The organism is Enterobacter sp. PL_is379, from assembly GCF_055817355.1.
Genome location: NZ_JBVPGT010000025.1, coordinates 36,556 through 63,354, shown reverse-complemented (window position 1 = coordinate 63,354; position 26,799 = coordinate 36,556). Strand labels below are relative to the sequence as shown.

Annotated in this window: 22 protein-coding genes; 4 read left to right on the top strand and 18 right to left on the bottom strand. The window is 55.9% G+C overall.

Annotated elements, in window-relative coordinates:
- Positions 1 to 14 precede the first annotated feature (14 nt).
- Both AC0TOY_RS07015 and AC0TOY_RS07010 read right to left on the bottom strand, forming a co-directional pair.
- Positions 15 to 1,964, bottom strand: coding sequence for a glycoside hydrolase family 127 protein (locus AC0TOY_RS07015; RefSeq protein ID WP_473721647.1), 1,950 nt, complete (start codon positions 1,962 to 1,964; stop codon positions 15 to 17).
- Positions 1,965 to 1,974: 10 nt separating this feature from the next.
- Positions 1,975 to 3,375: an MFS transporter gene (locus AC0TOY_RS07010; RefSeq protein ID WP_473721646.1), complete on the bottom strand. Its 1,401-nt coding sequence runs from the start codon at positions 3,373 to 3,375 to the stop codon at positions 1,975 to 1,977.
- A gap of 225 nt (positions 3,376 to 3,600) precedes the next feature.
- Here AC0TOY_RS07010 and AC0TOY_RS07005 point away from each other — a divergent pair, with 225 nt between their 5' ends.
- Positions 3,601 to 4,410, top strand: coding sequence for an AraC family transcriptional regulator (locus AC0TOY_RS07005; RefSeq protein ID WP_267215383.1), 810 nt, complete (start codon positions 3,601 to 3,603; stop codon positions 4,408 to 4,410).
- Here the strand turns inward: AC0TOY_RS07005 and araD are convergent, their stop codons facing one another.
- The 8 genes from araD to yiaK all read right to left on the bottom strand — a co-directional run bounded on the left by araD (position 4,411) and on the right by yiaK (position 12,132).
- Positions 4,411 to 5,106: an L-ribulose-5-phosphate 4-epimerase gene (araD, locus tag AC0TOY_RS07000; protein ID WP_090420411.1), complete on the bottom strand. Its 696-nt coding sequence runs from the start codon at positions 5,104 to 5,106 to the stop codon at positions 4,411 to 4,413.
- Positions 5,100 to 5,960 carry an L-ribulose-5-phosphate 3-epimerase gene (locus AC0TOY_RS06995; protein ID WP_473721645.1) on the bottom strand — a complete coding sequence of 287 codons (861 nt, stop codon included), beginning with the start codon at positions 5,958 to 5,960 and terminating at the stop codon, positions 5,100 to 5,102. The genes araD and AC0TOY_RS06995 overlap by 7 nt, the downstream gene beginning before the upstream one ends.
- 2 nt (positions 5,961 to 5,962) lie before the next feature.
- Positions 5,963 to 6,616 carry a 3-keto-L-gulonate-6-phosphate decarboxylase UlaD gene (gene ulaD / locus AC0TOY_RS06990; protein WP_473721644.1) on the bottom strand — a complete coding sequence of 218 codons (654 nt, stop codon included), beginning with the start codon at positions 6,614 to 6,616 and terminating at the stop codon, positions 5,963 to 5,965.
- Positions 6,613 to 8,118 carry an FGGY-family carbohydrate kinase gene (locus AC0TOY_RS06985; RefSeq protein WP_473721643.1) on the bottom strand — a complete coding sequence of 502 codons (1,506 nt, stop codon included), beginning with the start codon at positions 8,116 to 8,118 and terminating at the stop codon, positions 6,613 to 6,615. Before AC0TOY_RS06985 ends, ulaD begins: the two co-directional genes overlap by 4 nt.
- 95 nt (positions 8,119 to 8,213) lie before the next feature.
- Positions 8,214 to 9,533 (bottom strand): MFS transporter, encoded by a 1,320-nt coding sequence (locus AC0TOY_RS06980; protein ID WP_473721642.1) that lies wholly within the window; start codon positions 9,531 to 9,533, stop codon positions 8,214 to 8,216.
- Between the two features lie 44 nt (positions 9,534 to 9,577).
- The gene (locus AC0TOY_RS06975; RefSeq protein ID WP_473721641.1) at positions 9,578 to 10,504 is read right to left on the bottom strand and encodes a DUF4862 family protein; all 927 of its coding nucleotides are present in this window, start codon (positions 10,502 to 10,504) and stop codon (positions 9,578 to 9,580) included.
- 151 nt (positions 10,505 to 10,655) lie between these two features.
- Positions 10,656 to 11,123, bottom strand: a complete 468-nt coding sequence (locus AC0TOY_RS06970) for a YhcH/YjgK/YiaL family protein (RefSeq protein WP_024909054.1) — start codon at positions 11,121 to 11,123, stop codon at positions 10,656 to 10,658.
- A gap of 10 nt (positions 11,124 to 11,133) precedes the next feature.
- On the bottom strand, positions 11,134 to 12,132 hold the full coding sequence (gene yiaK, locus AC0TOY_RS06965) for a 3-dehydro-L-gulonate 2-dehydrogenase (protein WP_061716193.1): 999 nt from the start codon (positions 12,130 to 12,132) through the stop codon (positions 11,134 to 11,136).
- Positions 12,133 to 12,356: 224 nt separating this feature from the next.
- Here yiaK and yiaJ point away from each other — a divergent pair, with 224 nt between their 5' ends.
- Both yiaJ and AC0TOY_RS06955 read left to right on the top strand, forming a co-directional pair.
- Positions 12,357 to 13,175, top strand: coding sequence for an IclR family transcriptional regulator YiaJ (gene yiaJ, locus AC0TOY_RS06960; RefSeq protein WP_021242452.1), 819 nt, complete (start codon positions 12,357 to 12,359; stop codon positions 13,173 to 13,175).
- A 3-nt stretch (positions 13,176 to 13,178) separates the two neighbouring features.
- On the top strand, positions 13,179 to 13,634 hold the full coding sequence (locus tag AC0TOY_RS06955) for a 4Fe-4S dicluster domain-containing protein (RefSeq protein WP_473721640.1): 456 nt from the start codon (positions 13,179 to 13,181) through the stop codon (positions 13,632 to 13,634).
- On the opposite strand, the gene AC0TOY_RS06950 is transcribed toward AC0TOY_RS06955, so the two are convergent.
- From AC0TOY_RS06950 to AC0TOY_RS06935, 4 genes are all read right to left on the bottom strand, one after another.
- Positions 13,618 to 15,336, bottom strand: coding sequence for a ShlB/FhaC/HecB family hemolysin secretion/activation protein (locus AC0TOY_RS06950; RefSeq protein ID WP_473721639.1), 1,719 nt, complete (start codon positions 15,334 to 15,336; stop codon positions 13,618 to 13,620). The two genes, AC0TOY_RS06955 and AC0TOY_RS06950, sit on opposite strands and share 17 nt — an antisense overlap.
- A 108-nt stretch (positions 15,337 to 15,444) precedes the next feature.
- Complete coding sequence (locus tag AC0TOY_RS06945; RefSeq protein ID WP_473721638.1) at positions 15,445 to 16,563, bottom strand: collagen-like triple helix repeat-containing protein; 1,119 nt, start codon at positions 16,561 to 16,563, stop codon at positions 15,445 to 15,447.
- Positions 16,564 to 16,868: 305 nt separating this feature from the next.
- A complete protein-coding gene (avtA, locus tag AC0TOY_RS06940; protein WP_048992863.1) occupies positions 16,869 to 18,125 on the bottom strand; it encodes a valine--pyruvate transaminase in 1,257 nt (418 codons plus the stop codon).
- Between the two features lie 242 nt (positions 18,126 to 18,367).
- On the bottom strand, positions 18,368 to 20,398 hold the full coding sequence (locus AC0TOY_RS06935; RefSeq protein WP_473721637.1) for an alpha-amylase: 2,031 nt from the start codon (positions 20,396 to 20,398) through the stop codon (positions 18,368 to 18,370).
- A gap of 314 nt (positions 20,399 to 20,712) precedes the next feature.
- Between AC0TOY_RS06935 and AC0TOY_RS06930 the strand changes: the two genes are divergently transcribed.
- On the top strand, positions 20,713 to 21,537 hold the full coding sequence (locus AC0TOY_RS06930; protein WP_032645431.1) for a protein bax: 825 nt from the start codon (positions 20,713 to 20,715) through the stop codon (positions 21,535 to 21,537).
- A 39-nt stretch (positions 21,538 to 21,576) separates the two neighbouring features.
- On the opposite strand, the gene xylR is transcribed toward AC0TOY_RS06930, so the two are convergent.
- The 4 genes from xylR to xylF form a co-directional block, all read right to left on the bottom strand.
- The gene (xylR, locus tag AC0TOY_RS06925) at positions 21,577 to 22,755 is read right to left on the bottom strand and encodes a D-xylose utilization transcriptional activator XylR (RefSeq protein WP_021242460.1); all 1,179 of its coding nucleotides are present in this window, start codon (positions 22,753 to 22,755) and stop codon (positions 21,577 to 21,579) included.
- Between the two features lie 33 nt (positions 22,756 to 22,788).
- Positions 22,789 to 23,970, bottom strand: coding sequence for a xylose ABC transporter permease XylH (xylH, locus tag AC0TOY_RS06920; protein ID WP_024909063.1), 1,182 nt, complete (start codon positions 23,968 to 23,970; stop codon positions 22,789 to 22,791).
- Positions 23,948 to 25,489: a xylose ABC transporter ATP-binding protein gene (locus AC0TOY_RS06915; protein WP_473721636.1), complete on the bottom strand. Its 1,542-nt coding sequence runs from the start codon at positions 25,487 to 25,489 to the stop codon at positions 23,948 to 23,950. Before AC0TOY_RS06915 ends, xylH begins: the two co-directional genes overlap by 23 nt.
- Before the next feature lie 72 nt (positions 25,490 to 25,561).
- Positions 25,562 to 26,554: a D-xylose ABC transporter substrate-binding protein gene (xylF, locus tag AC0TOY_RS06910; protein WP_061716185.1), complete on the bottom strand. Its 993-nt coding sequence runs from the start codon at positions 26,552 to 26,554 to the stop codon at positions 25,562 to 25,564.
- Between the last annotated feature and the right edge of the window lie 245 nt (positions 26,555 to 26,799).

The window sequence follows — 26,799 nt, the reverse complement described above, 5'->3', positions numbered from 1 at the left end:
CAGGCCGCAGAAATTCAACCTTCATCCACCCAGATCCGCATTTCTCCTTCTCCCCGGTTAGCCCAGCTAAACCAGGGAATAAAGGTCAGCGTGCGGGGCTGACGTTGTACCGGCGAGCGATCGTACTGCCACAGCGCATCCGTGTCCTCCACGTGACACCCAATCCCCTCTGCCTGTATTAGCATCTTGTGCGCGAAAATCCCTTTCCCTTCAAAGACCCTGAATTCGCTGTTTTCAGGCAGAGAAAGGTGATGCAGATTGGCGCCGTTATCGGCCTCTTCCAGGCAATAAACCAGAGGTCCGCGTTGTAGGGCGGCTTTCCCCGCCTGCTGGCGGACCTGTGGGTTGCCATACACACGGCGAACCGGCATAGGTAACGTTAGCGTAATGTCGTCACCCTCCTGCCAGCTGCGGGTGAGATAAAGGTATCCACGGGAGATCTCGCCCGTTACCGCTTCTCCATTTAATGAAACGTCAGGCGCGGCACACCAGTCTGGCAGCCTCAGGGCTAGCGTATGCGTGACGGGAACAGGCGAGGTAATGTCGATTTTTACCTGTTCATGCCACGGATAGTTACCGCTAATTCGCAGCGCCAGGGTTTCGTCTCCAACCGGTATGGCAACATCGTTGCCCACGTAAAGGTTAATAAAAAGCGCATCCTGGCGGACGGTATAAATGTAGTGCCCCAGTGACGTCAGCACGCGGGCGATATTCGGCGGGCAGCAGGCGCAGCCAAACCAGCGCTGGCGGACGGGCTTCACGTGATCGTAGATATGGTTGAACGCCAGGGTTTTCGGATGGACTTCCAGCGGGTTCACATAGAAGAAATGCTTACCATCCAGCGCCATTCCACCCAGTACCGTGTTGTATAGCGCGCGCTCCATTACGTCGGCGTAGTGGCCGTCGGCCTCCATCTCCAGCATCCGGCGGGCAAACATCATCAGGCCGATGGAGGCGCAGCTTTCGGCGTACACCGTATCGTTGGGCAGATCGTAATCGCTGCTGAACGCCTCGCCGCTGCTTTGTGAGCCGATTCCACCGGTAATATACAGCTGGCGCTGCGCCATGTTTTTCCACAGCCGCAGACAGTCCTGTCGTTTACCCTCGTCATGACTCAGGCGCGCCAGATGCGCCATGCCCGCCATCAGATAGACAAAACGCACCGCGTGTCCAGTGGCCGTTTGTTGTTCAGCAAGCGGCTGATGCGCCTGGCTGTAGGCTTTGTCTTTGACCATCCAGGCCGGGCCATAGGTGTTCCAGTACGACGTTCTGCCGCGCTTCTCGTATTCGAGATCGTAGAAGTGAGGCTGAACGCCGCGTTGCTCGATGAAATATTTCACCAGAGTGAGATAGCGGGGCTCCTGCGTGATGTCGTAAAGCCGCATCAGCGCCAGCTCGATTTCCGGATGGCCCGGATAACCGTGTAGCTGGTTCTCGCCGGGGCCAAACACGCCGTCGATATGGTCTGCCAGCCTGCACACCACCTCCAGCAGACGACGTTTTCCGGTGCCCTGAAAATACGCTACACCCGCTTCTATCATATGTCCGGCGCAGTACAGCTCGTGACACTCGGCCAGATTCGTCCAGCGTTCGCCCGGTGCCTTTAACGTGAAGTACGTATTGAGATAGCCATCTTCACACTGCGCCGCCGCGACCAGCTCAATCACCTCGTCGGCGGTTTTCTCCAGTTCAGCATCAGGCTTCTGGCACAGCGACCACGCCACGGCTTCCAGCCATTTCGCCACGTCGCTGTCCTGAAATACCATGCCGTAGAATTCACCCTGCTCCAGACCCGCCGCAATGCGGAAGTTGGTGATGGCGTGGCTGGGTTCGGCTTCCGTCACGCGGTCGTTTAGCGCATCCCACTGGTAGGGGATCACCACCTCACGTACCAGACGTTGATACTGCCCGAGAAACGGGTCGTTAATTTTCAGTTTATGCAGATCGGCTTCCATTATGGACATCGTGTTCTCCTCAGGAGGGTATGTGACGCTGGCGCAGGTCGGTAGCAATGCGCGACATCATAGGGTTGTTGAGTCTGCACCAGCGGATAGAGACGGCCAGCAGCAGATGGAAAAGGGCGGGGAGCAGCGTCTCCATGGCGGTGATGCCCTGCAGCGAAGCAGGCGTCTGGTTGCCCGAACCGGGCTGGTAGGCCACGGCGATAAACACCAGGCTAATGATCCCGGCGCTGGAGGCCCACGCGAGCTTGATGAAAAACAGGTTGAAGGCGAAGTTCATGCCCGACGAACGCACCCCGGTTTTCCACTCGCCATAGTCGTCGGCAAAGGCCATCAGCGAGAAGTGCAGCGGCAGGGTAAACCCGAGAATGACGCCGTTGCTCAAAATGACGATCAGCCACAGCGTCTGGTGCGCCGGGCCGCCAGGCAGGAACCACATTCCCACCGCGAGCGCGGCGAGCACCAGGTTGGTGTAGTAATAGAGTTTGACGGTATCAATACGGCGCGACAGCGGGCTGACGATGACCGCCCCCAGAATGGCGGCAAAAGTCACCATGGTGAAAAACAGCGAGGTATAGGCGGTACTGCCCTTCAGCACGTATGTGATGAAGTACATATACCCGCCGCCGCGAATGTTGAAGACGTTAATCAGCAGAAATGACATCACCAGCATCAGCAGCAGCTGATCGTTTTTACGCAGACCGGCCAGATGCTCGCGCAGGGTAAATTTCCCCATCAGCGCCAGCGGAACACGCTCGCGTACCCAGCAGAAGCAGCACAGGAACATCACCACGGCGATGGCACACAGGACGCCGACGCCAAGCTGATAACCTTTCGCGGCATCTCCCTGGCCCAACTCCGCGACCAGCCACGGCAGGCCCACGGAGACCAAAAAGCCCGCCACGCCGCACAGCACGAAGCGCCAGGACTGGCAGGAGATCACCTCGTTGTGGCGAGTGGTCATGGTGTTAATCAGCGCACAGTAGGGAACGTTGATGGCGGTATAGCCGACGGACAACAGCAGATAGGTCCCGAATGCCCAGGCGATTTTCACGCCCATGCTGGCTTCCGGAACGGTGAAGGTCAGCACACCGATAATGCCGATCGGGAAGGCGACCCACAGCTGCCACCGGCGAAAGCGACCCCATCGGCTTTGCGTGCGGTCGGCAATAATGCCCATTACCGGATCGGAAATGGCGTCAAATACACGTAGGGCAATAAACAGCGTGCCAACAAGCGCAGGGGTCAGGCCAAAGACATCAGTATAGAAAAAGGTCAGAAAATTCATGATCAGGCAGGTAATCACCGTCCCGCCCGCGTCGCCCAGGCCGTAGCCAATTTTTTCGCGCACGGACAAGCGGCCCTCTGTTGCCCCTTGTGTCACGTCTGATTCTGTAATCGGTGTGGAAGTCATGAAGTAACTCCTCGGTAATCGAATTTATTATCGTATTTGTGCAAGGTACGCATTTATTCTGCACCGAACGGAAAGGCCAACAAGGGAAGGGAAAAGTATAAAAAGATGACGATTCCGACCTGATGATAAAAATGTGATTCCGATCGGACAGTTATTCGAATATTGATTAATAATCAAAGCGTAAGTTGAATATCAACGGCAATAAAAGCGGAATGGTGAATATCCATGCTTGAATTATCCATAGCGCTTCCGATTAAGGTCCAAAATGGCGGGTTATTTATCTCCCGGGGCGTAGGCCGCCACCCTGCGCGAAAATTAACGTCGTGGGAGATTATTTTTGTCGAAAAAGGGACATTAACGATTCAGGAAGAAAGCACGTTATTTGAGGTAAAAGCAGGAGAGAGTTTGCTGCTTTGGCCAGACCGTCGCCATGTAGGCGTGGGCGACTTTCCGGCCGATCTTAAATTTTACTGGCTGCATTTTGAGGTTGAGCATCATCCGCACCGGTTGCCCAATCTGGCAATCGAACAACACTGCCGCGTGAGGGATGCACAGTATGTAATTTCTCTTTTTCGCCAGTTCCTGAGCGAGCAGGAGAAATTACAGCGAAGCGTGGCGCTGGAAATCATTTTATTACTGATTTTGCAGCAAATTTCTATTTCATCAGGCTATGAAGATAACGCAGATGAAGCCGGTGCGGCAATGGCGTGGAAGGCGAAACAGCTTATTCGCACGCAGTTTCATTTACCGCTTTCTACCTCGCAGCTGGCAAAAGCGTTGCACTGCAATGCCGATTATCTCGGACGTGTGTTTCGCCGGACGTTCCATTTAACCCTGACGGAGGCAATACATCGCCAGCGCGTCAGGGCGGCGGAAAAGCTGTTGCTGGATGGTTCTGCCTCGCTTACCGAAGTGGCAACCCGCTGCGGCTTTAATGACGTGGGCTATTTCCGGCAAATCTTTTCGAAGCATACCGGGCTAACACCCGCCGTCTGGAAACGGCGGTACTGTAAAGAGCATATCAATTCCGGCTGATCACTGGCCGTAATAGGCATTCACCCCGTGCTTGCGCAGATAATGCTTGTCGAGCAACTCCTGCTGCATAACCGGAAGCTGTGGCGCGAGCTGGCGAGAGAACAGGCCCATATAGGCGCACTCTTCCAGCACGACGGCATTGTGGACCGCATCGGCAGCGTCTTTACCCCAGGCAAACGGGCCGTGGGAGTGGACCAGCACCGCCGGGACCTGCATCGGGCTGAGATCGCGCTCCTCGAAGGTTTTAATGATCACTTCACCCGTCTGGTATTCGTATTCTCCGGCAATCTCTGCCGCGGTCATCAGGCGCGTGCAGGGGATCGCCCCGTAGAAATAGTCCGCGTGAGTTGTGCCCCAGGCGGGTAAATCCTGCCCCGCCTGGGACCAGATAGTGGCATGTCGCGAATGGGTATGCACGATGCCGCCAATCTCCGGATAACGACGGTACAGCGCAAGATGGGTGGGCGTGTCTGAAGAGGGTTTTTTATTTCCCTCGACCACTTCGCCGGTAGCGATATTCACCACCACCATATCCTCCGCCGTCATCACGTCGTACTCCACGCCGGAGGGCTTAATCACCATCATGCCGCTTTCACGGTCAACCGCGCTGACGTTGCCCCAGGTGAACGTCACCAGCTGGTGGGCGGGCAGCGCCAGGTTAGCCGCCAGTACCTCGGCTTTAAGTTCGTCTAGCATGTCATGCCTCCTTCCTGCATACGGGCTTCAATCCAGCGGCGCGCCTGGATAATCTCCAGCACCGGCTCTTTTGCTTTTTCAGTCCACATCTCAATCAGAAACGCGCCGCGATAGTTCAGTTGATTCAGCGTGTTAAACACGCCGACAAAATCGACGCAGCCCTCGCCAAACGGCACGTCGCGGAACTGCCCGGGGCTTTGTGCGGTGACGGGCTGGGTGTCTTTCAGGTGAATAGCCGCAATGCGGTCAATGCCCAGCGTCAGCTCGGCGGTGACGTCGTTGCCCCACGCGCTCAGGTTGCCAACGTCCGGATAAACGCTGAACCACGGTGAGGCAAGCATGTCGTCCCACTTTTTCCATTTGCTGATGGAGTTCATAAACGCGGTATCCATGATTTCCACCGCCAGCATCACCTGCGCGGCGGCGGCCTGCTCTACCGCCCACGCCAGCCCGTCGGCAAAGCGCTGCTGCGTGCCCTCGTCGTGCTCTTCGTAGTACACGTCATAACCCGCAAGCTGGATGGTGCGAATGCCTAAGTCACGCGCCAGCCTGATGGCTTTGGTCATGATTTCGCGGGCGCGTAGGCGCACGGTTTCATCGCGGCTGCCAAACGGGAAGCGACGGTGGGCAGACAAACACATGGACGGAATAGACACCCCGGTTTCCAGCATCGCTTCAACCAGAGAGGCGCGCTGCGCGGTGCGCCAGTCGAGGCGCGATAATCGCTCGTCGGTTTCATCGACCGACATCTCGACAAAATCGAACCCGCAGCTTTTCGCCAGTACCAGCTGCTCGGGCCAGGAGAGATCTTTTGGCAGCGCTTTTTCGTAAATCCCTAACGGATGCTGACGCATGGTTACGCTCCCCAGATGTCGCGAATGTGCGAATGGAATGCCTGTGCCACCTGCGGCGGATTGGCGGCGCCTGCCAGCGCGCGCCCGGCAATAAAGGCTTTAACGTTGATCTGCTTAAACAGCGGCAGGTCGGCGGGGGTGATGCCGCCGGTAATCGAAAGCTGTAAACCGATGTCGGAGAGCGCTTTCATTTTCGCGAGATCCGCTTCGCCCCACTGCTGACCGCTCGCCTGTGCGTCGCGCCCGCGGTGATAGATTGCCTGCTTCACGCCGACGCGATGCCACGCGCGCGCGTCGTCCAGCGTCCAGTTGCCAAAGAGCTCCATCTGGATTTCACCGCCGCGGCGCAGGGCCACCTCGTGGCCTCGTTCAACGGTTGCCAGCGGGGCGGCACAGATGATGGTCATCCAGTTCGCGCCCGCGCCAAACGCCTGCTCTGCCAGCGTTTCTCCGGCGTCGGCCACTTTCCAGTCCGCAGCGATGATTTTATCCGGGCACTGCTGACGCAGGGCGCGCACGGCGTTCAGTCCTTCGGTCAGGCACAAAATGGTGCCCGCTTCGACGATATCGACGTGATCGGCAAGCGTCGCGACGTCGCGCTGCGCGGCCTGAAGAGAGGTATGGTCGAGCGCCAGCTGCAGTAATGGTCGGCTCATAGGTTGTTCTCCTTAACTCGGGCGTGATAGCCCTGTAGTGCTGAAATCAGTAGCTGATAGCGGTGATACTTGCGCTGATAGGCCGCATGGGCGCGCATGTCGGGCTCGATGACCCGGATGTCATGTTTGAGCGCGCGCTGCGCTGAGTGGAAGTCGGTGAACACACCGGTACCCACCATCGCCGCCAGCGCCGCGCCGGAGCAGCCGGTCTCTTCCACCTGCGGCAGCTCAATCGCCAGCCCGCTGACGTCGGCGAGCATTTGCATCCACACGTCCGAATGGGTTGGGCCACCCGTCACGCGCAGGGCATGAACGTGGGTAAAGCGCTCAAGCATGCGGTTGAGATGGGTCATATGGCAGAACACCACGCCCTCATAAACCGCCTGCAGAAGATGTGCGCGGGTGTGCAGCGCCTGCATCCCGTAGAAGCCGCTGGTCATCTCCAGCCCGGCGTTGCTGCCGTAGAGGAACGGCAGGAAGTACACATCGCTTTCCGCTTTCGGCAGGCTGGCGACGGCGTGGTTGATCTCGCTGAACGACATGTCGCCCCACTGCGCGGTGAGCCACTCAAGGTTGCCGGACGAGGTGGGGCTGGCTTCGTGAACGATATACTGCTGCGGGTGCACGTAGCGTCCATAGACGTACGGGAAGGGTTCGTTGTCGCGAAGCGCACTGGCGATACCGCTGGTGACGGCCCAGGTGCCCAGCACGGCGTTCAGCGTGTGCTCGTCCTGCAGTCCGGCGCAGAGCGCGGTGGAATCCACATCAAACAGCCCCCCCACGACGGGCGTGCCCGCCGCGAGACCGGTAAGGGCGGCTGCCTGAGCGGTGATTTCCCCGCAGATTTCTGCTGAACCGACAATCGGCGGCAGGGCGCCGTCAATCTCGCTGATACCGAGCCAGCGCGTAAGCTGGGGGTCGTATTTCCCGGTATTCATGTTGTAGAGATTGGACTCGGAGATGTTGCTCTCTTCGCAGCCCTTCACGCCGGTCAGGCACCAGCGCAGATAGTCGTGCGCCATCATTACGCTACCAATCTGCTGATAGCGCTGCGGCTCATTCTCTTTGACCCAGCGCAGAAGCGAGGCCGGGTGCCCGGTCCACAGCGTCTGGCGCGTATGCGGGTAGAGTTTTTCGGGAATGCCATCCTGCTGCCAGCGCTGCACAATCTCCAGCGCACGGCGATCGGAGGAGAGTATGGCGTTACCCAGCGGTTGGTCCTGTTTATCGAGCAGAAACAGTCCCTTGCCTTGAGCAGAAATGCCGACGCCTTTAATCCGGTTGCCGTTTACGCCGGAATTTTTGAGCAACGCGGCGACGGTTGCATGGCAGTGCTGCCACAACTCATGCATATCCCGCTCGGCGTAGCCCGCTCGCGGGCTGAGCGTGGCAACGGAGCGACGTTCGATACAGACTTCCTTGCCCTGGCTGTTGTATAAACCGGCTTTCAGATAAGTACCGCCACAATCGATACCCAGCCAGAAGGGCTCTTTTTCACTCATCTTCATCTCACTTATTCGCCGGGTGGCGCTTCGCTTACCCGGCCTACGGTTCGGTTTTCTCCCTCTCCCCGTGGGAGAGGGCTGGGGTGAGGGCATCAGGCCGCACGTTTATGCGGAGTCACCGTGGGATTGGGCTCTGCGCCGGCATCGCATTTCGCCGGTAACAGCAGAGCCAACAGCGACGCCAGGGCGAGTGAAACGGCCAGGCAGTAAACGCCGGCATCTTTGCTGTACAGGGTGATAAGCACCCCAACCGCATACGGGCCACAGAAGCCACCGAGGTTGCCCAGGGCGTTGATCACGCCTCGCGCGCCGCCCGCCATCTCTGCGCTGAACAGTCGCGCCGGAATGGTCCAGAACACGCCCGCGGCGGATTGCAGGAAGAACCCGCAGCCCACCAGTGCGGCATAGGCCAGCCAGGTACTCTCTTTCAGCGCCACGGAGAGGAACATGCAGAGCGCGAAGCCAATCAACGGCAGGGAGACAAACAGCTTGCGCTTGCCGGTGCGGTCAGAGAGCGTGGAGAACAGGAACATGCCCGCAATGGCCCCGATGTAAGGCAGGATGGCGAGCATGCCCACCTGACCGATGCTGGTGTGCGTCAGCTCTTTCAGGATGGTCGGCAGCCAGAGCGTGTAGCCGTAAATCCCGGTCTGATAGAAGAAGTTCAGGGCGATCAGTTGCCACATGGTTTTGTCGGACAGCACTGCGCCGAGCGACGCGTTTTTCACCTCTTTGCCAGCGATGGCCTGCTGTTCAGCCGCCAGCGTTTGCACCAGATAGTTTTTCTCCGCCTCTGAAATCCAGCGCGCTTCCTGCGGCCGGTCGTACACGGTGAACGCCCACAGCACCAGCACAACGACGGACATTAAACCTTCAATGATGAACAGCCAGCGCCAGTCGAGCGCGGTGATGATCCAGCCCGACAGCGGGGCGGTGATGATCCCGGCGATGGGCACGAACATGATCACAATCGCGTTGGCGCGACCGCGCTCGGTGTCCGGGAACCAGTTGCTGATCATGGTGAGCACAACGGGCAGCATCCCGCCTTCCGCCACGCCGAGTAAGAAGCGCAGCACCAGCAGCTGATACTGATTCGTCACGAGACCCGTAAGCACAGAGATCACCGCCCAGGCAACCAGCGACCAGCCGATAAACTTCTTGCCGCTGCCGTGCACGGCAATCTTGCCGCCGGGAACCTGCAGGAACAGATAGCCGATAAAGAAGATCCCGCCCGCCAGGCCTGCCATTGTTGCGGTAATACCTAATTCTTCATCCATACCACCCGGCATCGCAAATGCGATATTCACGCGGTCCATATATGAAATAATGCAGGCGATAAGAATGGGAGGAATGATTCTTAGCCAGCGCTGGCGCGGAATGTCCGCATGTAGAGCATGAGTAGAAATATTCATAGTTAATCTCTCAGTAAGGTAACCGGAATAAACTTTTCTTATTGTTATTGCGTTGCTTTATTCATTGCGCTGATACCGTCGCGTAAAATGGCGATGCGATGGCTGACATTAGCATTAGCATTTATTTCCAGTAATTTAATACCGGAGAATTTCAACGTTGCGGCGCTCGCCGCAGTAAAGAGTGATTTTGCGTGTTCAGTTGTCATCAAACTGTCGGCGCAGAATGAGGAAAAAGGCGCGTGCAGATCCTGCCATTCTCCGTACTCCCCGTGGGTGGTCGTGCCCGAAAACATCAATGCACCCAGTTTCCCGGCATTGAGTGCGGCCTGAACATGGTCAAGCGGAAGGGTGGTGTTACGGCCTTCGATGGCCGAACGCGCCCAGTTGATGCAGACGCTGATATCCGTCTCTTTCACCACCTCCAGCACCTGCTCTAAGGGCAGGAAACCCTTGCGCGGTGCCGGGCCGTTCATGGCATCGCAGTGTTCCAGCACCAGATCGCAGCCCCAGTCCCAGCCTGTAATTTCACGGATGGAGCGGGAAAACGCCTCGGTGGCCTGTTCGACGGAAACATTGCCCGCCTGCGGGGCTGCCTGCATTTCCAGGGCTATCACTTTGCCCGGATAACGGGCGTTCACGGCGTTAACTTTCTGGTGCAGATGCCGGTAAAAGTCTATACATGCTTTACGCTGCGTTTCGTCAGCTGACGCCAGGCCAAATGCGCTGTTGATACCGCGGCGGCGCATGGTTTCCATCACTGCCGTGACCACAATTTGCCATTCACCCGGCGTATGGCGGAACAGCCATTCGTCGCCAAGAGGATGAAGATTTTCAAGGCACGGCTGTTCCAGCCCGCGAATATTCGGCGTGTCGGAAAGTTCCCGCCAGAAGGTTTGTTCTTCTTGTTCCCCTTTCTGGTGAAACGAGGGTGCGCAGGGGTACGCACCAATAATAAAACTGGTATTGGTCATTTCGCGTTCCTGTATTTATACCCGTCATACTTCAAGTTGCATGTGCGTTGGCTGCGCTCGTTCACCCCAGTCACTTACTTATGTAAGCTCCTGGAGATTCACTCTCTTGCCGCCTTCCTGCAACTCGAATTATTTAGGGTATATCAGAAAATTAATCTAATTCGCTGATTGCCACTTTCACCACAATTTTACGAATTGCAGTTTCCTTGTTTTTAATACAGGCAGGACGGTGTACATCCTGCGGGAAAAATAGGGCATAGCTGCCGGGTATCATTTCGATAAACGATTCATTTTCACTGTCGTGATAAAAAATAATATCGCGCTGTTCCAGCAGTGATTCGCTTATTTCGTTATTGCCGGTATCAATAGCGATACCGATTTTCTCTTCACCCCACGCCAAAAACTGAATATCCAGATAGCGGCGGTGTACTTCCGGGCGGTTCTCGTGCGGTTCCTTTGTCGTCAGGTCGAGAACCTGAGCAAAAATGTTGCGACCTTCAATTTCTACTACGCCTGGCGCCAGGGTGGTGAAATCCGTCGTGCGCAGAAAATTAAGCGCTTTTTCAATCCCCTGCGGCAGGCGACACGGATTTGGCTGGGAAATATGTCCGAATATCATGGCCCACTCCTTACAGAGACTGGATTTTCGCCCACACGCTGTCGTCAATGGTGATGCCGTCGCGGCGGTTCTCTTCCAGCAGGCGCGTGAATTCATGCCCCGGAAGGCGGACGGCAACGTTTTCATCTGACCGCTGCGCGGTGGTAACGAAGTCCATAATGCGCTGCAGTTTGGCATCGCGGGTTGGACCGTCGATCAGGCGATCCACCTCGATGGCGATAAAGATCTGCGACACGCCATACTCGTCGCTGTTGTCCTGGGTCACTTCCGCGACGGAAGATCCGTTGGAGAGCAGGGTGGCGATCATGTCGAGCACGATGGATAAGCCGGACCCTTTCCAGTAGCCCATGGGCAGAATGCGGCGGTTTTTCTCGATCACGCCCGGCTCTCGGGTGAGGTTACCTTCGTCGTCAAAGCCGCCGTCGACCGGCAGCTCGCGCCCGGCCAGGCGATTCACCTCCAGCATGCCGTAGGAGAACATTGACATCGACATGTCGACCATGGTGATCGGGTTAGAGGGAATAGCCACGATCAGCGGGTTGGTGCCGATACAGCACTCTTTTGATCCCCACGCGGGCATCACGGCAATCGAGTTGGTCCAGCAAATGCCGATATAGCCCTTCTCCGCCGCCTGCCAGCCGTAGCTGCCGCCGCGCATCCAGTGGTTCGCGTTACGCAGTGCCACCAGACCAATGCCGTGATCGGACGCCAGCTCGGTGGCGCGATCCATCATCTTTTTCGCCGTCAGGTTGCCAATGGAGCGCTGGGCATCCCACTGTTCGATGGCGCCTAATGTCATCACCCGTTTGGGCTGGGCGTCGGGAATGATATCGCCTGCATCAAGCTGCTGAATAAAGCGCGGGAAGCGGTTCACACCATGCGAATAGACGCCGGACTCCGTGGTGCGAGCGAACATGTCGGCGCAGGCGTCTGCGGTTTCCGCTTTCACGCCGCGATCGAGCAGAACCCGATTAAACGCCGCTTTCAACTCTTCGAAGGTCACTTTCATCCCTGTTCTCCTGTTCTTTTAAGGGCTATTGCGAGTGCTTTTTTATCGCTAAATTTCACTATGCGAAATCTAATTTCAAATATAGCGATCAAATTTTGTCAGATCAACGACATTCATGTTTTTCAAAATCGATTAAAATCAACTGGTTGTGTTTTTTCTGTTGAGATCGTGAACTGACCCACACTTTGCGCTACCATCAGGACGCGCTAAACAGGAGCCATGTAATGAGCATGAAAGAGAGCGAAATGACGCAAGAGAAAGAGAGGCCAGCAGGCAGCCAGAGCTTGTTTCGCGGCCTGATGCTGATTGAGATCCTCAGCAACTATCCGAACGGGTGTCCACTTGCGCATTTATCGGAACTGGCGGGGCTGAATAAGAGCACCGTGCACCGCTTGCTGCAGGGGCTACAGTCGTGCGGGTACGTGACCCCGGCACCCGCGGCGGGCAGCTATCGTCTGACTACCAAATTTATCGCCGTCGGGCAAAAGGCGCTGTCGTCGCTGAATATCATTCACGTGGCCGCTCCGCACCTTGAGGCGCTGAACATTGCGACCGGCGAGACGGTGAACTTTTCCAGCCGGGAAGACGACCACGCGATCCTGATTTACAAGCTCGAACCGACAACCGGTATGCTGCGCACGCGCGCCTATATCGGCCAGCATATGCCGCTCTACTGCTCCGCAATGGGCAAGATCTACATGGCGTTTGGTCATCAGGATTACGTGGCGAGCTACTGGGAGAGCCATCAGGAACAGATCCAACCTTTGACGCGCAACACCATCACTGAGCTGAGCGCGATGTATGATGAGCTGGCGGAAATTCGCGATCGCAGCATGGCGATGGACAAAGAAGAGAACGAGCTGGGCGTTTCCTGTATTGCCGTGCCGGTGTTTGATATCCACGGCCGCGTCCCGTATGCGATCTCTATCTCGCTGTCGACGTCGCGCATGAAGCAGGTGGGTGAGAAGAACTTGCTCAAGCCGCTGCGCGAAACGGCAGAGGCTATCTCAAAAGAGCTGGGTTTTAACGTGCGCGAGGCGTAACTGATGAACCGATTTATCATGGCGGATGCGGGAAAATGCATCGGATGCCGCACCTGCGAAGTGGCCTGCGCGGTTGCGCATCAGGACGACTTCACCGCACAGACTTTCACCTCCCGCCTTCGGGTGGTGAAGGGGGACGCCTACACTACGGCGGTAGGTTGCCATCAGTGTGAGGACGCGCCCTGTGCTAACGTCTGCCCAACCCATGCCATCAGCCGTACGGCGGGCACCTGGCTCGTTGAGCAGACGCGCTGCATTGGGTGCAAAAGCTGTGTGGTGCCCTGTCCGTTTGGGGCGATGCAGGTTCGTCTGGAGGGAAATAGAGCGCAGGCGCTGAAATGTGATTTATGTGCGCATCGCGAAGGCGGACCGGCCTGCGTGGAGGCCTGTCCAACCCACGCGCTGCGCTGCGTTGATCCTGCCAGTATTCGGGCTGAAAAGCTTACTGCATTTTATTGAAATTCCACGTGAACGTCAGACTGTAGCGCCAGTCTCTGCTGCGACTGTCTGTCGGAACATCCCCGACGGGTCTTGCCGCCTCCACCGTGACGCTATAGTGGCGCGAATCGCCTATCATCACCCCGGTCGCCACTGACCCGAGCCGTTGATGAGGCAAACCGGAGGTGTTAAACCAGGTTTGCGCGGTATCGGCCAGGATGTAGGGCTGGATTGTGGCAAGCCAGGTGCTCTCTTTTCGCATCTGGATATAGCGCAGTTCTACCTGCCCGCCATAGCCGTAATCACCGCTTGCTTCACTGTCCTGGTATCCACGGCCAAAGCGCTGGGCACCAAAGCTAACGCGTTCGGGCTCCGGCAACGTGTTATTTGACCAGTCTCCCTCCCAGGACGTTGATAGCCGCCATTTGTCGGCAAACAGCCAGGCAGCGTCCAGATAGCTTTTTGTGAGCGTAAAATTCATATCGGGTTTAGGGGCTGAGACGATATCCGCACCCATCGCATCAATACCCTGACGGACGTTGAGCCTGCCGCTGATGCTGGCGGTTGTGAATTGATGTGCACCATTAATGCCCACTTCCAGCGCGGGATAACGCGCGTGTTGGTTGACGGAGTTCAGACTATAGGTTTTGCCCTGCAGTCTGGCCTGCAGGGCATAATCATCCTGGCGGTCGGTGTAATCAAAACCGCCGGTCAGATTAATTTGTGATTTTTGCGTCAGCAACAGAGGATAGCCAAACGTCACGCCCCCGTTGTATTGCGTTGTTTTTTGCTTCGAATCGACTTTGATATTGTTCGGCAAAGAGAGCAGGAGAGAAAAATCTCGCTGATCTTCACGGTAATAGCTGCCTTTTAGCTGCATGGTCAGCCCTTCATCGTTTAAAAACTGCTGCCAGTTGAGACCGACATAGTTTTTTCGCGTGTTGCTATCTAACGGTACAAGCGTGGCCACGCCAAGCTGATCGCCATAGCTTGTCATGTTGCTGAGCGTGCCGTTCAGCATCATTAAATCTTGCCCTTTACGGGTATCGATGGTGGAAGCGATATTCCAGCTCCGCTCCTGATTACCGGTTATCTGCATCGCCGCCGCGCCATAGATATTGGTTGGCAGCTGCGCGTTGGCCGTGACCGGAACGTTAGGGGTACGGGTCATCAGCTGGCTATAGCGATCGAACGTATCCTGTGACAGCGGTTTTTCCGCCATGATTTTTTCTGACAATCGTTTAAGACGCTCGGCGATTTGAGGATTATTACTGGTGATGTCGCTGTGAGCGACATACCCTTCAACCAGAACAATTTTAATATTGCCCTGCTGGAAATTATCATCCGGCAGCCAGGCATAGGAGAGCGGAAAACCGTCGGCCTTATAGCGCGCCGTAATATCGTTTACCAGCCCGGTGAGCGTTTTTAGCGGCACGGTTTTTCCGGCGTAAGGCCTGAAGGGCTGAAGTAATTCCTGCAAGGGATAACGCGTGCCGCCAATAAACTGAATGTGATGAATGGTAATGGGCGTTTCAGGCGTCAGCGTTGACTGCGGTTTTTCTATTTTGACTTTCGGCTGTGGGACGGCCTCAGTTTGTTCTGGGGCAACGTTACGCGAAACTTGCGCCGGGTTATCAGGGTTAATAATAGAGGGCAGTGTATCGGCGCGGGCCATGCTCAGCACAACCAGCCCCGTCAGCGAAAAAAGGAAGTGGTGTTTCATCGCGCTATCCCTGTTCATCATTCCCGGTTAGGGGGAGTGTCGCCGTATAAAGCGCCCCTGAACCAGGGGCGCAGAATGACAATAAGCAGATTACTGTTTGACCGGTGGTTAATGTGTTGTTGCGGTGGCCGTAACGCCCGACGTCAGGGTACTGAGGGTCGTATTGACCGTTGCACCCAAACTGTTGTTCGTGGCCGCCACGTTTGCATTGGCTGTGAGAGATCCTGAACCTCCTCCCGTTGTCGAATAGGCGGGTTTAACCAGCGTGCCGCTATCCGTCACCGTCTGGCCGACGTTCTGGACGACCTGACCCGCGCCGTTAAGCCCGCTATTACTGTTGCTGACGTTGGTCCCCACGCCGCTCACGGTGTTACCCACCTGAGTCAGCAGACCGTTGACCGGTGTGCCGAGACCCGTCGTGGTGCCCACGCTTTGCGTCACGCCCTGTACTCCGCCCAGCGTCTTGTTAGCCACGGTCGTGGTATCTGTTGTTACCTGAGTGACCGCAGGGCTGCTTACCGTGTTGGTGAGACCCGTGCCGGTGTTACTGACCAGTTGCCCGGTACTGTTGACCACGCTGCCCGTCAGGCCGGTTACACCGCTGACCGGTGTTCCGGAAGTGGAGCTCGCCAGGCCCGTGCCTACCGTTGAGACGGTATTGCCAAGGGAGGTGACCGACGTGGTCACGCCTTTGACCGTTGTGCCCACACCGTTCGCGTTGTTTGGATCGCCAACGCCAGTCGTGACGCCTGTCCCCACGGTGGACACAGCACTGCCAACACCGCTGACGGTGGTTGAAACGGTTGACGTGACGGGATTATTTGTCGGCAGCTGGCTTCCAAGACCATCCACCGTAGAGCCGACGCTGGTTACTGTTTTACCGGCATCACCCAGTATGGTATTTGCGCCTGCGGTAGTGGTTCCGCCACCGCCCGTGTTGCCTGTTCCGGTTCCTCCGCTGCCATTGCCTCCAGAGCCCGATCCTGATCCAGAACCCGTTCCGCCACCCGCGCCTGTCCCGGTACCCGAGCCGTTGCTGCCCGAACCGCCATTGCTCGCGGTCGAGCCACTTCCATCACCTGAGCCGCTGCTGCTTCCCGTCGCAGGGTTATTTTTGGCCGTTGAGTGATGAGAGCCGCCACCGCTTCCACTACAGGCAGAAAGAGAGAACGCGAGCAGTACCGCAACAGCAATAGCGCTGATGCGACTAACATTATTAGGTAGCATATGAATACTCCACGCAAAAGAACGCCGAGCGGCGTATTAGTGAGTATATGCAGTATTTTTAAATATGCATGAAAGTGACTTGATAAGGTATTTTGCGGTGTTGCAGGTGGTTATTTCAGAATAACAATAAGTTAATATCTTTAATTGATGCTTAATTATTGACGGGAAAGTTAGTGAGCGTAAATTAAAGGAATATTCCTAAGGAAACTCAAGAGAGATGATAAATTAAACGCTACAGGATATATCCTTAATATAAGATTCAGATCACGGAAAAATAAGGCTCTTCATTTGAAGAGCCTTATTATTTAACAATTGCCTTCGCGCCAGGCTTTTTCGATCTCTTCGGCGAGAATTTTAACACCCGCTTCGATTTTTTCCGGATCGGGGACGTAGTTCATGCGCATGCACTGATGGGTATGCGGCCACGGCTTATCCAGACCCGGGAAGAAATAATCGCCCGGCACCATCAGTACGCCGCGCTTTTTCAGGCGCTGGTAAAGCAGTTCGGTGGTGATAGGTAAATCCTTAAACCACAGCCAGAGGAAAATCGCCCCTTCCGGTTTGTGGATTAGGCAGCGTTCTTCCGGCAAATAGCGGCGAATTGTCGCAATCGTCTCCTGAACGCGCTGGTAATAGAAAGGCTTGATCACGTCATTCGACAGACGCAGCAGGTCCTTGCGTTTGATCATTTCGCACATCATTGCCGGGCCAATGCCGCCCGGTGAAAGGCTGATAATGCCGTTCATATTGGTGATGGCGGTGATGATTTTTTCGTTAGCGATGATGATGCCGCAGCGGCTGCCCGGCAGACCGAGCTTAGAGAGGCTCATGCACAGGACGATGTTCGGGTTCCACAGCGGGCGTGCTTCACTGAAGATAATGCCCGGGAACGGTACGCCGTAGGCGTTATCGATCACCAGCGGGATGCCGTGCTGATTTGCCAGTACATCCAGCTTCATCAGTTCGTCGTCGGTGATCACGTTGCCCGTTGGGTTAGTCGGGCGCGATACACAGATCATGCCCGTCTCTTCGCCAATATGCAGGTGTTCAAAATCGACGTGATATTTGAACTGGCCTTCCGGCAGCAGCTCAATATTCGGGCGCGCGGAGACGAACAGATCCTCTTCCAGGCCTGAATCAGCGTAGCCGATATACTCCGGTGCCAGCGGGAACAGTACTTTTTTGGTGGTGCCGTCGGCGCGACGCCCTGCGAACAGGTTAAACAAGTAGAAAAACGCGCTCTGGCTGCCGTTTGTCAGTGCAATATTCTGGGGTTCGATATCCCAACCCAGCTCGTCACGCAGCATTTCGGCGAGGAGTGCCAGCAGCTCGGTTTTACCCTGCGGGCCGTCGTAATTGCAAAGCGCATCGGTTGCTTTGCCGCTTTCCAGCATCTGAGCGAGCAGCGTCTGGAAATAGGTCGTCATCTCCGGGATTTGAGCCGGGTTTCCGCCGCCGAGCATGATTGCGCCCGGTGTGCGCAGCCCGTCGTTGAGGTCCTCCATCAGGCGAGTAATGCCTGAATGGCGGGTAAATTTGTCGCCGAAAAGTGAAAACGTCATAGCAGGTGATCTGTCGAGCTTATTTTGAAAGTGGGTAACCATAACGCTAGCACCGTGCTGGTGCAAATCGGGTGATGTGGTCGGATTTGTTGTTTTATAGGGCGGGAGTGGATTTGGGTAGTGAATAGTTCTGGTGGGATTTCCCCTCACCCCGGCCCTCTCCCCAAAGGGGCGAGGGGGAAAAGACGGCGCCGTACGGTTCCCTCTCCCCTGCGGGGAGAGGGTTAGGGTGAGGGGGATAATTATTGATTACCTGCCCATATCACCATCACCTTATCGCCCTTGTGCTCGCGTACGAAGCCGTACCCCTCTTTCAGCGACAGCGTGGTTTGTTTGCCTTCACCGATCGCCGGATGGCGGGCGCGGAACTGCCCCAGCGTTTGCCAGTGGGCGACGGTTAGGGCCTGCTTGCCCGTGACGTCCTGCCAGTTCATATCTGACCGGGTACCCTGCAGCGGGTCGGAGCCTGTAGGCCCGAACGGACGCTCGGATTCATCCCCGTAATAGATTTGTACGCTGCCCGGCGCCAGCAGAAGCAATTCCGCTGCGCGCTGGCCCCCTTCGCGGAACAGGCGCGTATCGTGGGATGAGAGATAGCTCAGCACGTTGAAGCTTTGCAGCTTCTCCGCCATCTGCTGCCAGGTGAGATCCATATCGGCCAGGCAATCCACCGCTTTTGCCGCCTGCTCCTGATAATCAAAGTTGATCATCGCATCAAAACCGTGGCGGTAATAATCGCTTTGCATCACCCCGTGGCCCCAGGATTCCCCGGTCATCCAGAACGGTGCGTTGTCGAGCTTTTTATTCGGGTTCGCGCCTTTCCAGGCGGCCAGCGCCTGGCTTGCCTGGTCTTTCAGCTGTTGCCAGGCCGCAAGCTCAACGTGTTTAGCCGTATCCACCCGGAAACCGTCGATGCCGTAGTCACGGACCCACTGGCTGAGCCAGTGGGTCAGGTAGTCGCGCGGGGTATAGCCCGGAATCGCTTTCGCGTGGGTATCGGGCTTGTATTGATAGAAATTGGGTAATCCGGAAGGGACGGTGGATTCCGTTTTCAGGTCGGGCAGGAACGCCAGCGACATCGTTAAATCGTCGAAGCCGGGATTATCGTAATCACCGATGTCGGTACGGATCCATTTCTTGCCCCACCATTTTTCCCATGCGGCCTTGTCGCTGAAGTTGATGTAGTCGTTGAAGCTATGCCAGGTCTGGCCTGCGCCAGGCGTCCAGTCCGTCCAGCGTTCTCCCAGCGTCTTTTTCAGCTCGTCACCCTGCAGGTACAGGGCACCAAACTGATACTCCTGCATGTCTGCCAGCGTGGCATAACCAACGTGGTTCATGACGATATCGAAAAGAACGCGGATCCCGCGCTTGTGCGCTTCGTCGACAAGCTGGCGTAAATCATCTTCAGTTCCCATATTGGCGTCGAGCGTTGTCCAGTCCTGGGTGTAGTAGCCGTGATAGGCGTAATGCGGGAAATCACCTTTGGTGCCACCGCCTACCCAGCCGTGGATCTGCTCAAGCGGGGAGCTTATCCAGAGCGCATTCACCCCCAACTGCTGCAGGTAATCGAGCTTGCTGGTCAGCCCCTTTAGATCGCCACCGTGGAACGTGCCAATCTCCTGCATGCCGTCTTTATGGCGGCCATAGCTGTTGTCGTTGCTCGGGTCGCCATTTACAAAGCGGTCGGTCAGTACAAAATAGACAGTGGCGTTTTGCCAGCTAAACGGTGCCGGCTTGTCGGTTTCGGCGCGCTCAAGCAGCAGCAGGCCGTTACTGTTGGCGGCTGGCTGCAGGGTGATTTTCCCATCTTGTACGGTCGCCGTCTGTTTACTGTAGTAGTCGCGCACGACGGAGCCTTCCGGGAAGGTATGGCTGACGTCCAGCGTCAGCGGCTTACCGTCCCACTTCGGACACTGGCGGATGACGTTTGCAACCGGCTGTTCTGCGGCACTCTGAATCGTCAGCAGCAGGGTGGGCGTGCCGGAGCGGGTATCAATCCGCATCTGGTAGTCGCCGTCGCGGAAAAGTCGCCACTGCGGCGGTGTGCCGTCACAGGGCTTGAGCGACAGCATCTCATTGAGTTTTATCGCGCCTGTGGGCTGCCAGCACGTCTTGTCAAAACTCAGCGTAAGAGGACGCGTACCCTTCGCAAGCTTTGCCTGGCTGGTGAAGACTCCGGTGCCTTCGGCGCTAAATGCGCTAAACCCCGGCGATGACCAGTCGGCATATGCCAGTGCGGGTAACATCAGAAAGGCTAATGCGGTGCGTTTCATTCCTTTTTCCTGTCGCGGCATTTTTGACCAGTGTGCCAGCAGGCAGAGGGGAAAAACTCATCCCCTGTCGCTTTCTGCCGGGAGGATGCGTGAGGATGAGTGATCTTGCGCAAAATTAGGCAGTTATCTGCGAGAACGCACACATATTTTCAGAAATGATGTTTTTATGAGCAAGTTTCAGGTGACATAGTTTCGGAATTGGACTATTTCTATACGTGCTCTTGAAGTCTATTTTTGATATGATTTGAGATTCCGCTCTCAAATTTGTGAAAAAAATAAGGTGTTGGGATGATTACATCCGACCAGGAGACCTAATGATATCGACTCCCATTCGACGATATGGGGCTGCGATACTCATGTTACTCACCACGGCATTTTCGGGTGAGGTGCTTGCGAAGACGCACACGGATACAACGAGTAAGAAAGCCCACGTAATAAAGACGACAAGTAGTAAGGTTAGCAGTAAACAAGAGTATTCTCGCAATAGTGCAAAGAGTAGTTCACTTCCTGATTTGCGAAAATACCCTTCCGGAACACCAAGGAAAAAAGCGTTTCTCCGGACGGTAATGCCTTACATCACGAGTCAAAATGCCGCGATTACTGCGGATCGTAACTGGCTGATCTCCAAACAGTACGATAGCCGCTGGTCGCCGTCAGAGCGCGCGCGTCTGAAAGATATCACGCAGCGCTACAAGCTGAGCTGGAACGGTAACACCCGTCGTGTGCCGTGGAATGCTCTTCTTGAGCGTGTGGATATCATCCCGGGCAGCATGGTTGCGACCATGGCTGCTGCCGAAAGCGGCTGGGGGACTTCTAAGCTTGCGCGTAGCAACAACAACCTTTTCGGCATGAAGTGCGTGAAAGGTCGTTGTAACAATGCCCCTGGCAAGGTGAAAGGCTATTCGCAGTTTGAATCTGTGAAAGATTCCGTCAGCGCCTACGTAGTGAATCTGAATACGCACCCGGCCTACTCATCGTTCCGTAAATCACGCGCTCAGCTGCGTAAAGCGGACCAGGAAGTGACGGCCAGTACGATGATCCACAAGCTGAAAGGTTATTCGACGAAGGGACAGAGCTATAACAACTATCTGTTCGCCATGTACCAGGATAACCAGCGCTTAATCGCCGCCCATATGTAATCTCAAAAAAACGCCTTCCACTGGAAGGCGTTTTCTTTTCTAAATCAGCACCTCGCTGTGGCGATCCCGATACTCCTTCGGCGTGGTGTCATACTCTTTGCGGAACACCGAATAGAAATATTGCAGGGACGGGTAACCGCACATCTGCGAGATTTCGTTGATCGACAGTGACGTGGAGATGAGCAGGCTGCGTGCTTTCTCCAGCTTTTCAGCATGGATAACGGCATGAATGGTTTCGCCCACCTCTTCTTTGAACCGCTTCTCCAGATTCGAACGCGAAATGCCCACCGAATCCAGCACCTGATCGACTTTAATCCCTTTGCAGGCGTGGTTGCGAATATAGTGCATGGCCTGAATGACGGCCGGGTCGCTTAAGGAGCGATAATCGGTTGAGCGACGTTCTACGACGCGAACAGGAGGCACCAGCAGGCGCTGAAGCGGCAGAGATTCTTTATCCAGCAGGCGATGCAGCAGCTTTGCCGCCTGATAGCCCATCTGACGCGTGCCCTGGGCAACGGAGGAGAGCGCCACGCGGGAAAGGTAGCGGGTCAGTTCTTCGTTATCAATGCCAATCACGCACAGTTTTTCGGGCACCGGAATGTGTAAATGTTCGCAGACCTGCAGCACGTGGCGCGCGCGGGCGTCCGTTACGGCAATAATACCGGTTTGCGGCGGCAGCGTTTGCAGCCAGTCCGCCAGGCGGTTTTGCGCGTGCTGCCAGTTTTCCGGCGCGGTCTCCAGCCCCTGATACACCACGCCGCGATACTTCTCCTGCGCGACCAGCTGGCAAAACGCGTGCTCACGCTCAACAGCCCAGCGCTTGCCGCTGGTGGCGGGTAAACCATAAAACGCGAAGCGATGGACGCCTTTCTCTTTTAAATGGAGAAAGGCGGCCTCGACCAGGGCATGGTTATCGGTGGCAATATAGTGGACCGGCGGATAGTGTTCGGGCGAATGGTAGGAGCCGCCGACGCCCACTATCGGGACGTCGACGTCGGTCAGCAACTGCTCGATGACGGGATCGTCATAGTCCGCGATGACGCCATCGCCCAGCCAGTCTTTGATGTTCTCCAGACGGGTGCGAAAATCTTCTTCAATAAAAATATCCCATTCGGATTGCGACGCCTGCAAATATTCACCCACGCCTTCCACCACCTGACGGTCGTAGGCTTTGTTGGCATTGAATAACAACGTAATGCGGTGACGCTTTTCAAACATGGCTCACTTCCCAATTAAGTCACAATACGGTTATCAGGCCCGTCGCTTGGTGGCCGAGTCCATCCAGACTGCCAGTAAAAGAATGGCCCCCTTGACGATATACTGCCAAAACGTCGGGACGTCCATCATACTCATCCCGTTATCCAACGACGCCATGATAAATGCCCCCATGACCGCACCCGCCACGCTACCGATACCCCCTGCGAGGCTGGTGCCGCCAATAACGCAGGCGGCGATAGCATCCAGCTCGGCGATGTTACCGGCGGAGGGAGAGCCGGCTCCGAGACGCGAGCTGAGGATCAATCCGGCGATAGCGACCATCAGGCCGTTAATGGCGAAGACCGCCAGCTTGGTGCGCTCGACATTGATACCCGAGAGGCGGGCCGCTTCAAGGTTGCCGCCAATGGCATAAATACGGCGGCCAAACGCGGTGCGAGTGGCCATAAACATGCCGCCCAGCAGTAAAAGCGCCAGCAGCAGGACAGGGGTCGGGACACCGCGATAGTCGTTTAAAAGCCAGATGGCGCCCAGCACAATGACCGCCGTGAGCGCCTGACGTCCCACTACCGACGTGGATGCTGGCGACGCCAGCCCCAGCGCCTGACGGCGCATACGTCCACGCCACTGCCACGCAACAAAGGCCAGTAACCCAATCACACCGAGGGTAAAACCCACGCTATCTGAGAGATAACTCTGGCCAATCTGCGACATGGCTGCACTGGTCGGGGAGACGGTAGTGCCGTTGGTGATGCCGATTAAGATCCCGCGGAAGGCCAGCATCCCTGCCAGGGTGACGATGAACGACGGCACTTTACGGTAGGCTACCCACCAGCCGTTCCAGGCTCCCAGTACCAGCCCCAATACCAGCGTGACCGCCACGGTCAGCGGCAGCGGCCAGCCGAGCCAGACGTCAAAAATCGCCGCCACGCCGCCGAGGAGCCCCATCATCGAACCAACCGACAGGTCGATTTCCGCGGAGATAATCACGAACACCATGCCCACGGCGAGAATGCCGGTGATGGCGGTCTGGCGGAGCAGGTTGGAGACGTTACGCGCGCTTAAGTACGAGCCATCGGTCATCCAGGTAAAGAACAGCATGATGACGATAATCGCCGCGATCATCACGAAAACCTGCAGGTTCAGCGCTTTTAGCCCTGCGAACGCACCGGGCGTCGGAACGGCGACTTTGATATCAGACGGGTTGCTTTTCGACATGACGTTCGCTCCTTAAAGCGGCTTCCATCACCTGCTCCTGCGTCAGGTTCTGGTTAATCAGGTTGGCTTTCAGTTTTCCCTCGTGCATGACCAGCACACGGTCGCTCAGGCCGAGCACTTCGGGTAACTCAGACGAAATGACAATGACGGCAATCCCTTGCTGTACAAGCTGATTAATCAGTTTGTAGATTTCATATTTGGCACCGATATCAATTCCGCGCGTCGGCTCATCAAGGATTAATATGCGTGGATTGAGAAGCAGGCAGCGCGCCAGAATCGCCTTCTGCTGGTTGCCGCCGCTCAGGCGGCCAATGGCCAGTTCCGGTGAGGAGGTTTTGACCTTCAGCCGGGTGAGTGACTGAAGGATGCACTGCTGCTCGGCGGCATCGTCCAGGCTGCTCAGCGCGCCGGAGAAGCGATCGAGCGCCGCCAGCGTAATGTTTTTCCCCACCGCCATAACCGGCACGATGCCGTCTTTTTTGCGGTCTTCCGGCACCATGGCAATGCCGCGGGCAATCGCCTGCTGGCAGTTGTCGATTTTCACCGGCTGGCCGTCGATATAAATCGTGCCCTCCCAGCGTCCCGGCCACACGCCAAACAGACACTGTACGGCCTCCGTGCGCCCGGCGCCGACTAACCCGGCAATACCGAGAATTTCGCCGCTGTGCAGAGAAAACGAGACGTTATTCACACGCTTGATGTGGCGGTTAACGGGGTGCCACGCGGTCAGATTTTCCACGCGCAGCACTTCATCACCTTTGGTGTGAGGCTCATTCGGGTAGAGCGCCGTCAGCTCGCGTCCTACCATCATGGTGATGATGTCATCCTCACTCATGCCCGCGGCTTCACGCGTGCCGATGTGCTGCCCGTCGCGGATCACGCAGATGGTGTCCGAAATGGCTTTAACCTCGTTCAGCTTGTGCGAAATATAGATGCAGGCGATGCCGTGATTTTGCAGGTCGCGGATGATATTGAGCAGAACCGCAGTTTCCTGCTCGGTGAGCGAGGCCGTTGGCTCATCAAGGATCAGCAGTCTGACCTGTTTATTGAGCGCTTTCGCGATTTCGACCAGCTGCTGTTGCCCGAGGCCCAGATCCCCCACGCGGGTATCCGGTGAAATGTGGAGGCTCACCTGCGCCAGCAGCTTTTCGCAGCGGAGCGTCATGGTGTCGTAATCCAGCACGCCGTGGCGGGAAATTTCGGCCCCGAGGAAAATGTTCTCCAGCACGGTGAGATGCTTCACCAGCGCCAGCTCCTGGTGGATGATGGCGATGCCTTTGCGTTCGGTATCGCGGATGTGTGTCGCCTGGATAACTTCACCGGCAAAGACGATTTCGCCTTCGTAGCTGCCGTGTGGGTAGATCCCGCACAACACTTTCATCAGCGTCGACTTGCCCGAACCGTTCTCACCGCACAGCGAAATCACTTCGCCGGGGTTCAACCGGAGGCTGACGTTGTCGACGGCTTTCACCGTGCCGAAGCGTTTGGTGATGCTTTTCATTTCAAGTAAATAAGGCATAACTGCTCCACATAACCCGAGGGAAGAACAGTACAACGTGATGCGCCCCCGCAGAGCAGGGGCCGCGCCGGATTACAGTTCGCTCTTCTTGTGGAAACCGTCTTTAACCACGGTGGCGTCAATGTTCTCTTTGTTGACTTCAATCGGTGTGAGCAGGCGAGCCGGAACGTCTTTCAGCCCGTTATTCAGCGTTGCGTCTGCTTTAGGTTGCTTACCGTTGCCCAGCTCTACAGCGATTTCCGCCGCCGTATTGGCAAGCTCGGTAATCGGTTTGTAGACCGTCATGGTTTGGGTGCCTGCGATAATGCGTTTTACGCCAGCCAGATCGGCATCCTGTCCTGAAATAGCGACTTTACCGGCCAGCCCCTGTGCACTCAGGGCCTGGATAGCACCGCCTGCGGTGGCATCGTTGGAGGCCACAACCGCATCAATTTTGTTGTTGTTGGCCGTCAGCGCGTTTTCCATAATCTTCAGCGCGTTTTCTGGCAGCCAGCCGTCGGCCCACTGATCGCCGACCACTTTAATTTTCCCGTTGTCGATATACGGCTTAAGGACCTTCATTTGTCCTTCGCGGAACAGTTTGGCGTTGTTATCCACCGGAGAGCCGCCCATCAGGAAATAATTGCCCTGAGGCACTTTGTCGATCAGGCTTTGCGCCTGTAATTCCCCGACTTTTTCATTGTCGAACGAAATATAATAATCAATGTCCGCATTATTAATCATGCGGTCATAGGCCAGCACTTTTATGCCTTCCTGTTTGGCTTCTTTCACCACGTTACTTAATACCTGGCCGTTATAGGGGATAATGACCAGCACATCGACGCCACGGTTAATCATATTCTCGATCTGCGACATTTGTGTTTCTTCGTTGCCGTTAGCCGACTGAACAAACACGCTGGCGCCGAGGGATTCTGCTTTTTTAACAAAAATATCGCGATCTTTTTGCCAGCGCTCCAGACGCAGGTCGTCAATCGCCATGCCAATTTTGACCTCTTTGGCATGTCCTGCAAAGCTTGCAAGGAGGAGCGTAGTGCAGAGCGTTAGAGTCAGGTTCTTTATCTTCATAATTATTAGGCCTTTTTGTAGGGGTATGTGTTGCTGAGATAAAAGAAACATTCACTGCTGAGACGCAGCAAATTTTTAACGCGGAAAGACGGGCTGGCAATTACAGATTTTTATCTTCCCATTATGATATTTGGTTTATTTCTGAATTTATGACCGCGATCGGATTTTAAAATACGTAACGTCTTAATTACATTTGATTCTGGAATACGCGCCGAGAAATAGTTTGTCTGCGCATTATTTTGCGA

Coding starts and splice junctions, on each gene's coding strand:
- xylH (WP_024909063.1), bottom strand. CDS start 23,970: ATGTCGAAAAGCAACCCGTCTGATATCAAAGTCGCCGTTCCGACGCCC.
- avtA (WP_048992863.1), bottom strand. CDS start 18,125: ATGACGTTTTCACTTTTCGGCGACAAATTTACCCGCCATTCAGGCATT.
- AC0TOY_RS07010 (WP_473721646.1), bottom strand. CDS start 3,375: ATGACTTCCACACCGATTACAGAATCAGACGTGACACAAGGGGCAACA.
- xylF (WP_061716185.1), bottom strand. CDS start 26,554: ATGAAGATAAAGAACCTGACTCTAACGCTCTGCACTACGCTCCTCCTT.
- AC0TOY_RS06945 (WP_473721638.1), bottom strand. CDS start 16,563: ATGCTACCTAATAATGTTAGTCGCATCAGCGCTATTGCTGTTGCGGTA.
- AC0TOY_RS07005 (WP_267215383.1), top strand. CDS start 3,601: ATGCTTGAATTATCCATAGCGCTTCCGATTAAGGTCCAAAATGGCGGG.
- AC0TOY_RS06985 (WP_473721643.1), bottom strand. CDS start 8,118: ATGAGTGAAAAAGAGCCCTTCTGGCTGGGTATCGATTGTGGCGGTACT.
- yiaJ (WP_021242452.1), top strand. CDS start 12,357: ATGAGCATGAAAGAGAGCGAAATGACGCAAGAGAAAGAGAGGCCAGCA.
- AC0TOY_RS06970 (WP_024909054.1), bottom strand. CDS start 11,123: ATGATATTCGGACATATTTCCCAGCCAAATCCGTGTCGCCTGCCGCAG.
- AC0TOY_RS06930 (WP_032645431.1), top strand. CDS start 20,713: ATGATATCGACTCCCATTCGACGATATGGGGCTGCGATACTCATGTTA.
- xylR (WP_021242460.1), bottom strand. CDS start 22,755: ATGTTTGAAAAGCGTCACCGCATTACGTTGTTATTCAATGCCAACAAA.
- AC0TOY_RS06915 (WP_473721636.1), bottom strand. CDS start 25,489: ATGCCTTATTTACTTGAAATGAAAAGCATCACCAAACGCTTCGGCACG.
- AC0TOY_RS06950 (WP_473721639.1), bottom strand. CDS start 15,336: ATGAAACACCACTTCCTTTTTTCGCTGACGGGGCTGGTTGTGCTGAGC.
- yiaK (WP_061716193.1), bottom strand. CDS start 12,132: ATGAAAGTGACCTTCGAAGAGTTGAAAGCGGCGTTTAATCGGGTTCTG.
- AC0TOY_RS06935 (WP_473721637.1), bottom strand. CDS start 20,398: ATGAAACGCACCGCATTAGCCTTTCTGATGTTACCCGCACTGGCATAT.
- ulaD (WP_473721644.1), bottom strand. CDS start 6,616: ATGAGCCGACCATTACTGCAGCTGGCGCTCGACCATACCTCTCTTCAG.
- AC0TOY_RS06975 (WP_473721641.1), bottom strand. CDS start 10,504: ATGACCAATACCAGTTTTATTATTGGTGCGTACCCCTGCGCACCCTCG.
- AC0TOY_RS07015 (WP_473721647.1), bottom strand. CDS start 1,964: ATGTCCATAATGGAAGCCGATCTGCATAAACTGAAAATTAACGACCCG.
- AC0TOY_RS06995 (WP_473721645.1), bottom strand. CDS start 5,960: ATGCGTCAGCATCCGTTAGGGATTTACGAAAAAGCGCTGCCAAAAGAT.
- araD (WP_090420411.1), bottom strand. CDS start 5,106: ATGCTAGACGAACTTAAAGCCGAGGTACTGGCGGCTAACCTGGCGCTG.
- AC0TOY_RS06980 (WP_473721642.1), bottom strand. CDS start 9,533: ATGAATATTTCTACTCATGCTCTACATGCGGACATTCCGCGCCAGCGC.
- AC0TOY_RS06955 (WP_473721640.1), top strand. CDS start 13,179: ATGAACCGATTTATCATGGCGGATGCGGGAAAATGCATCGGATGCCGC.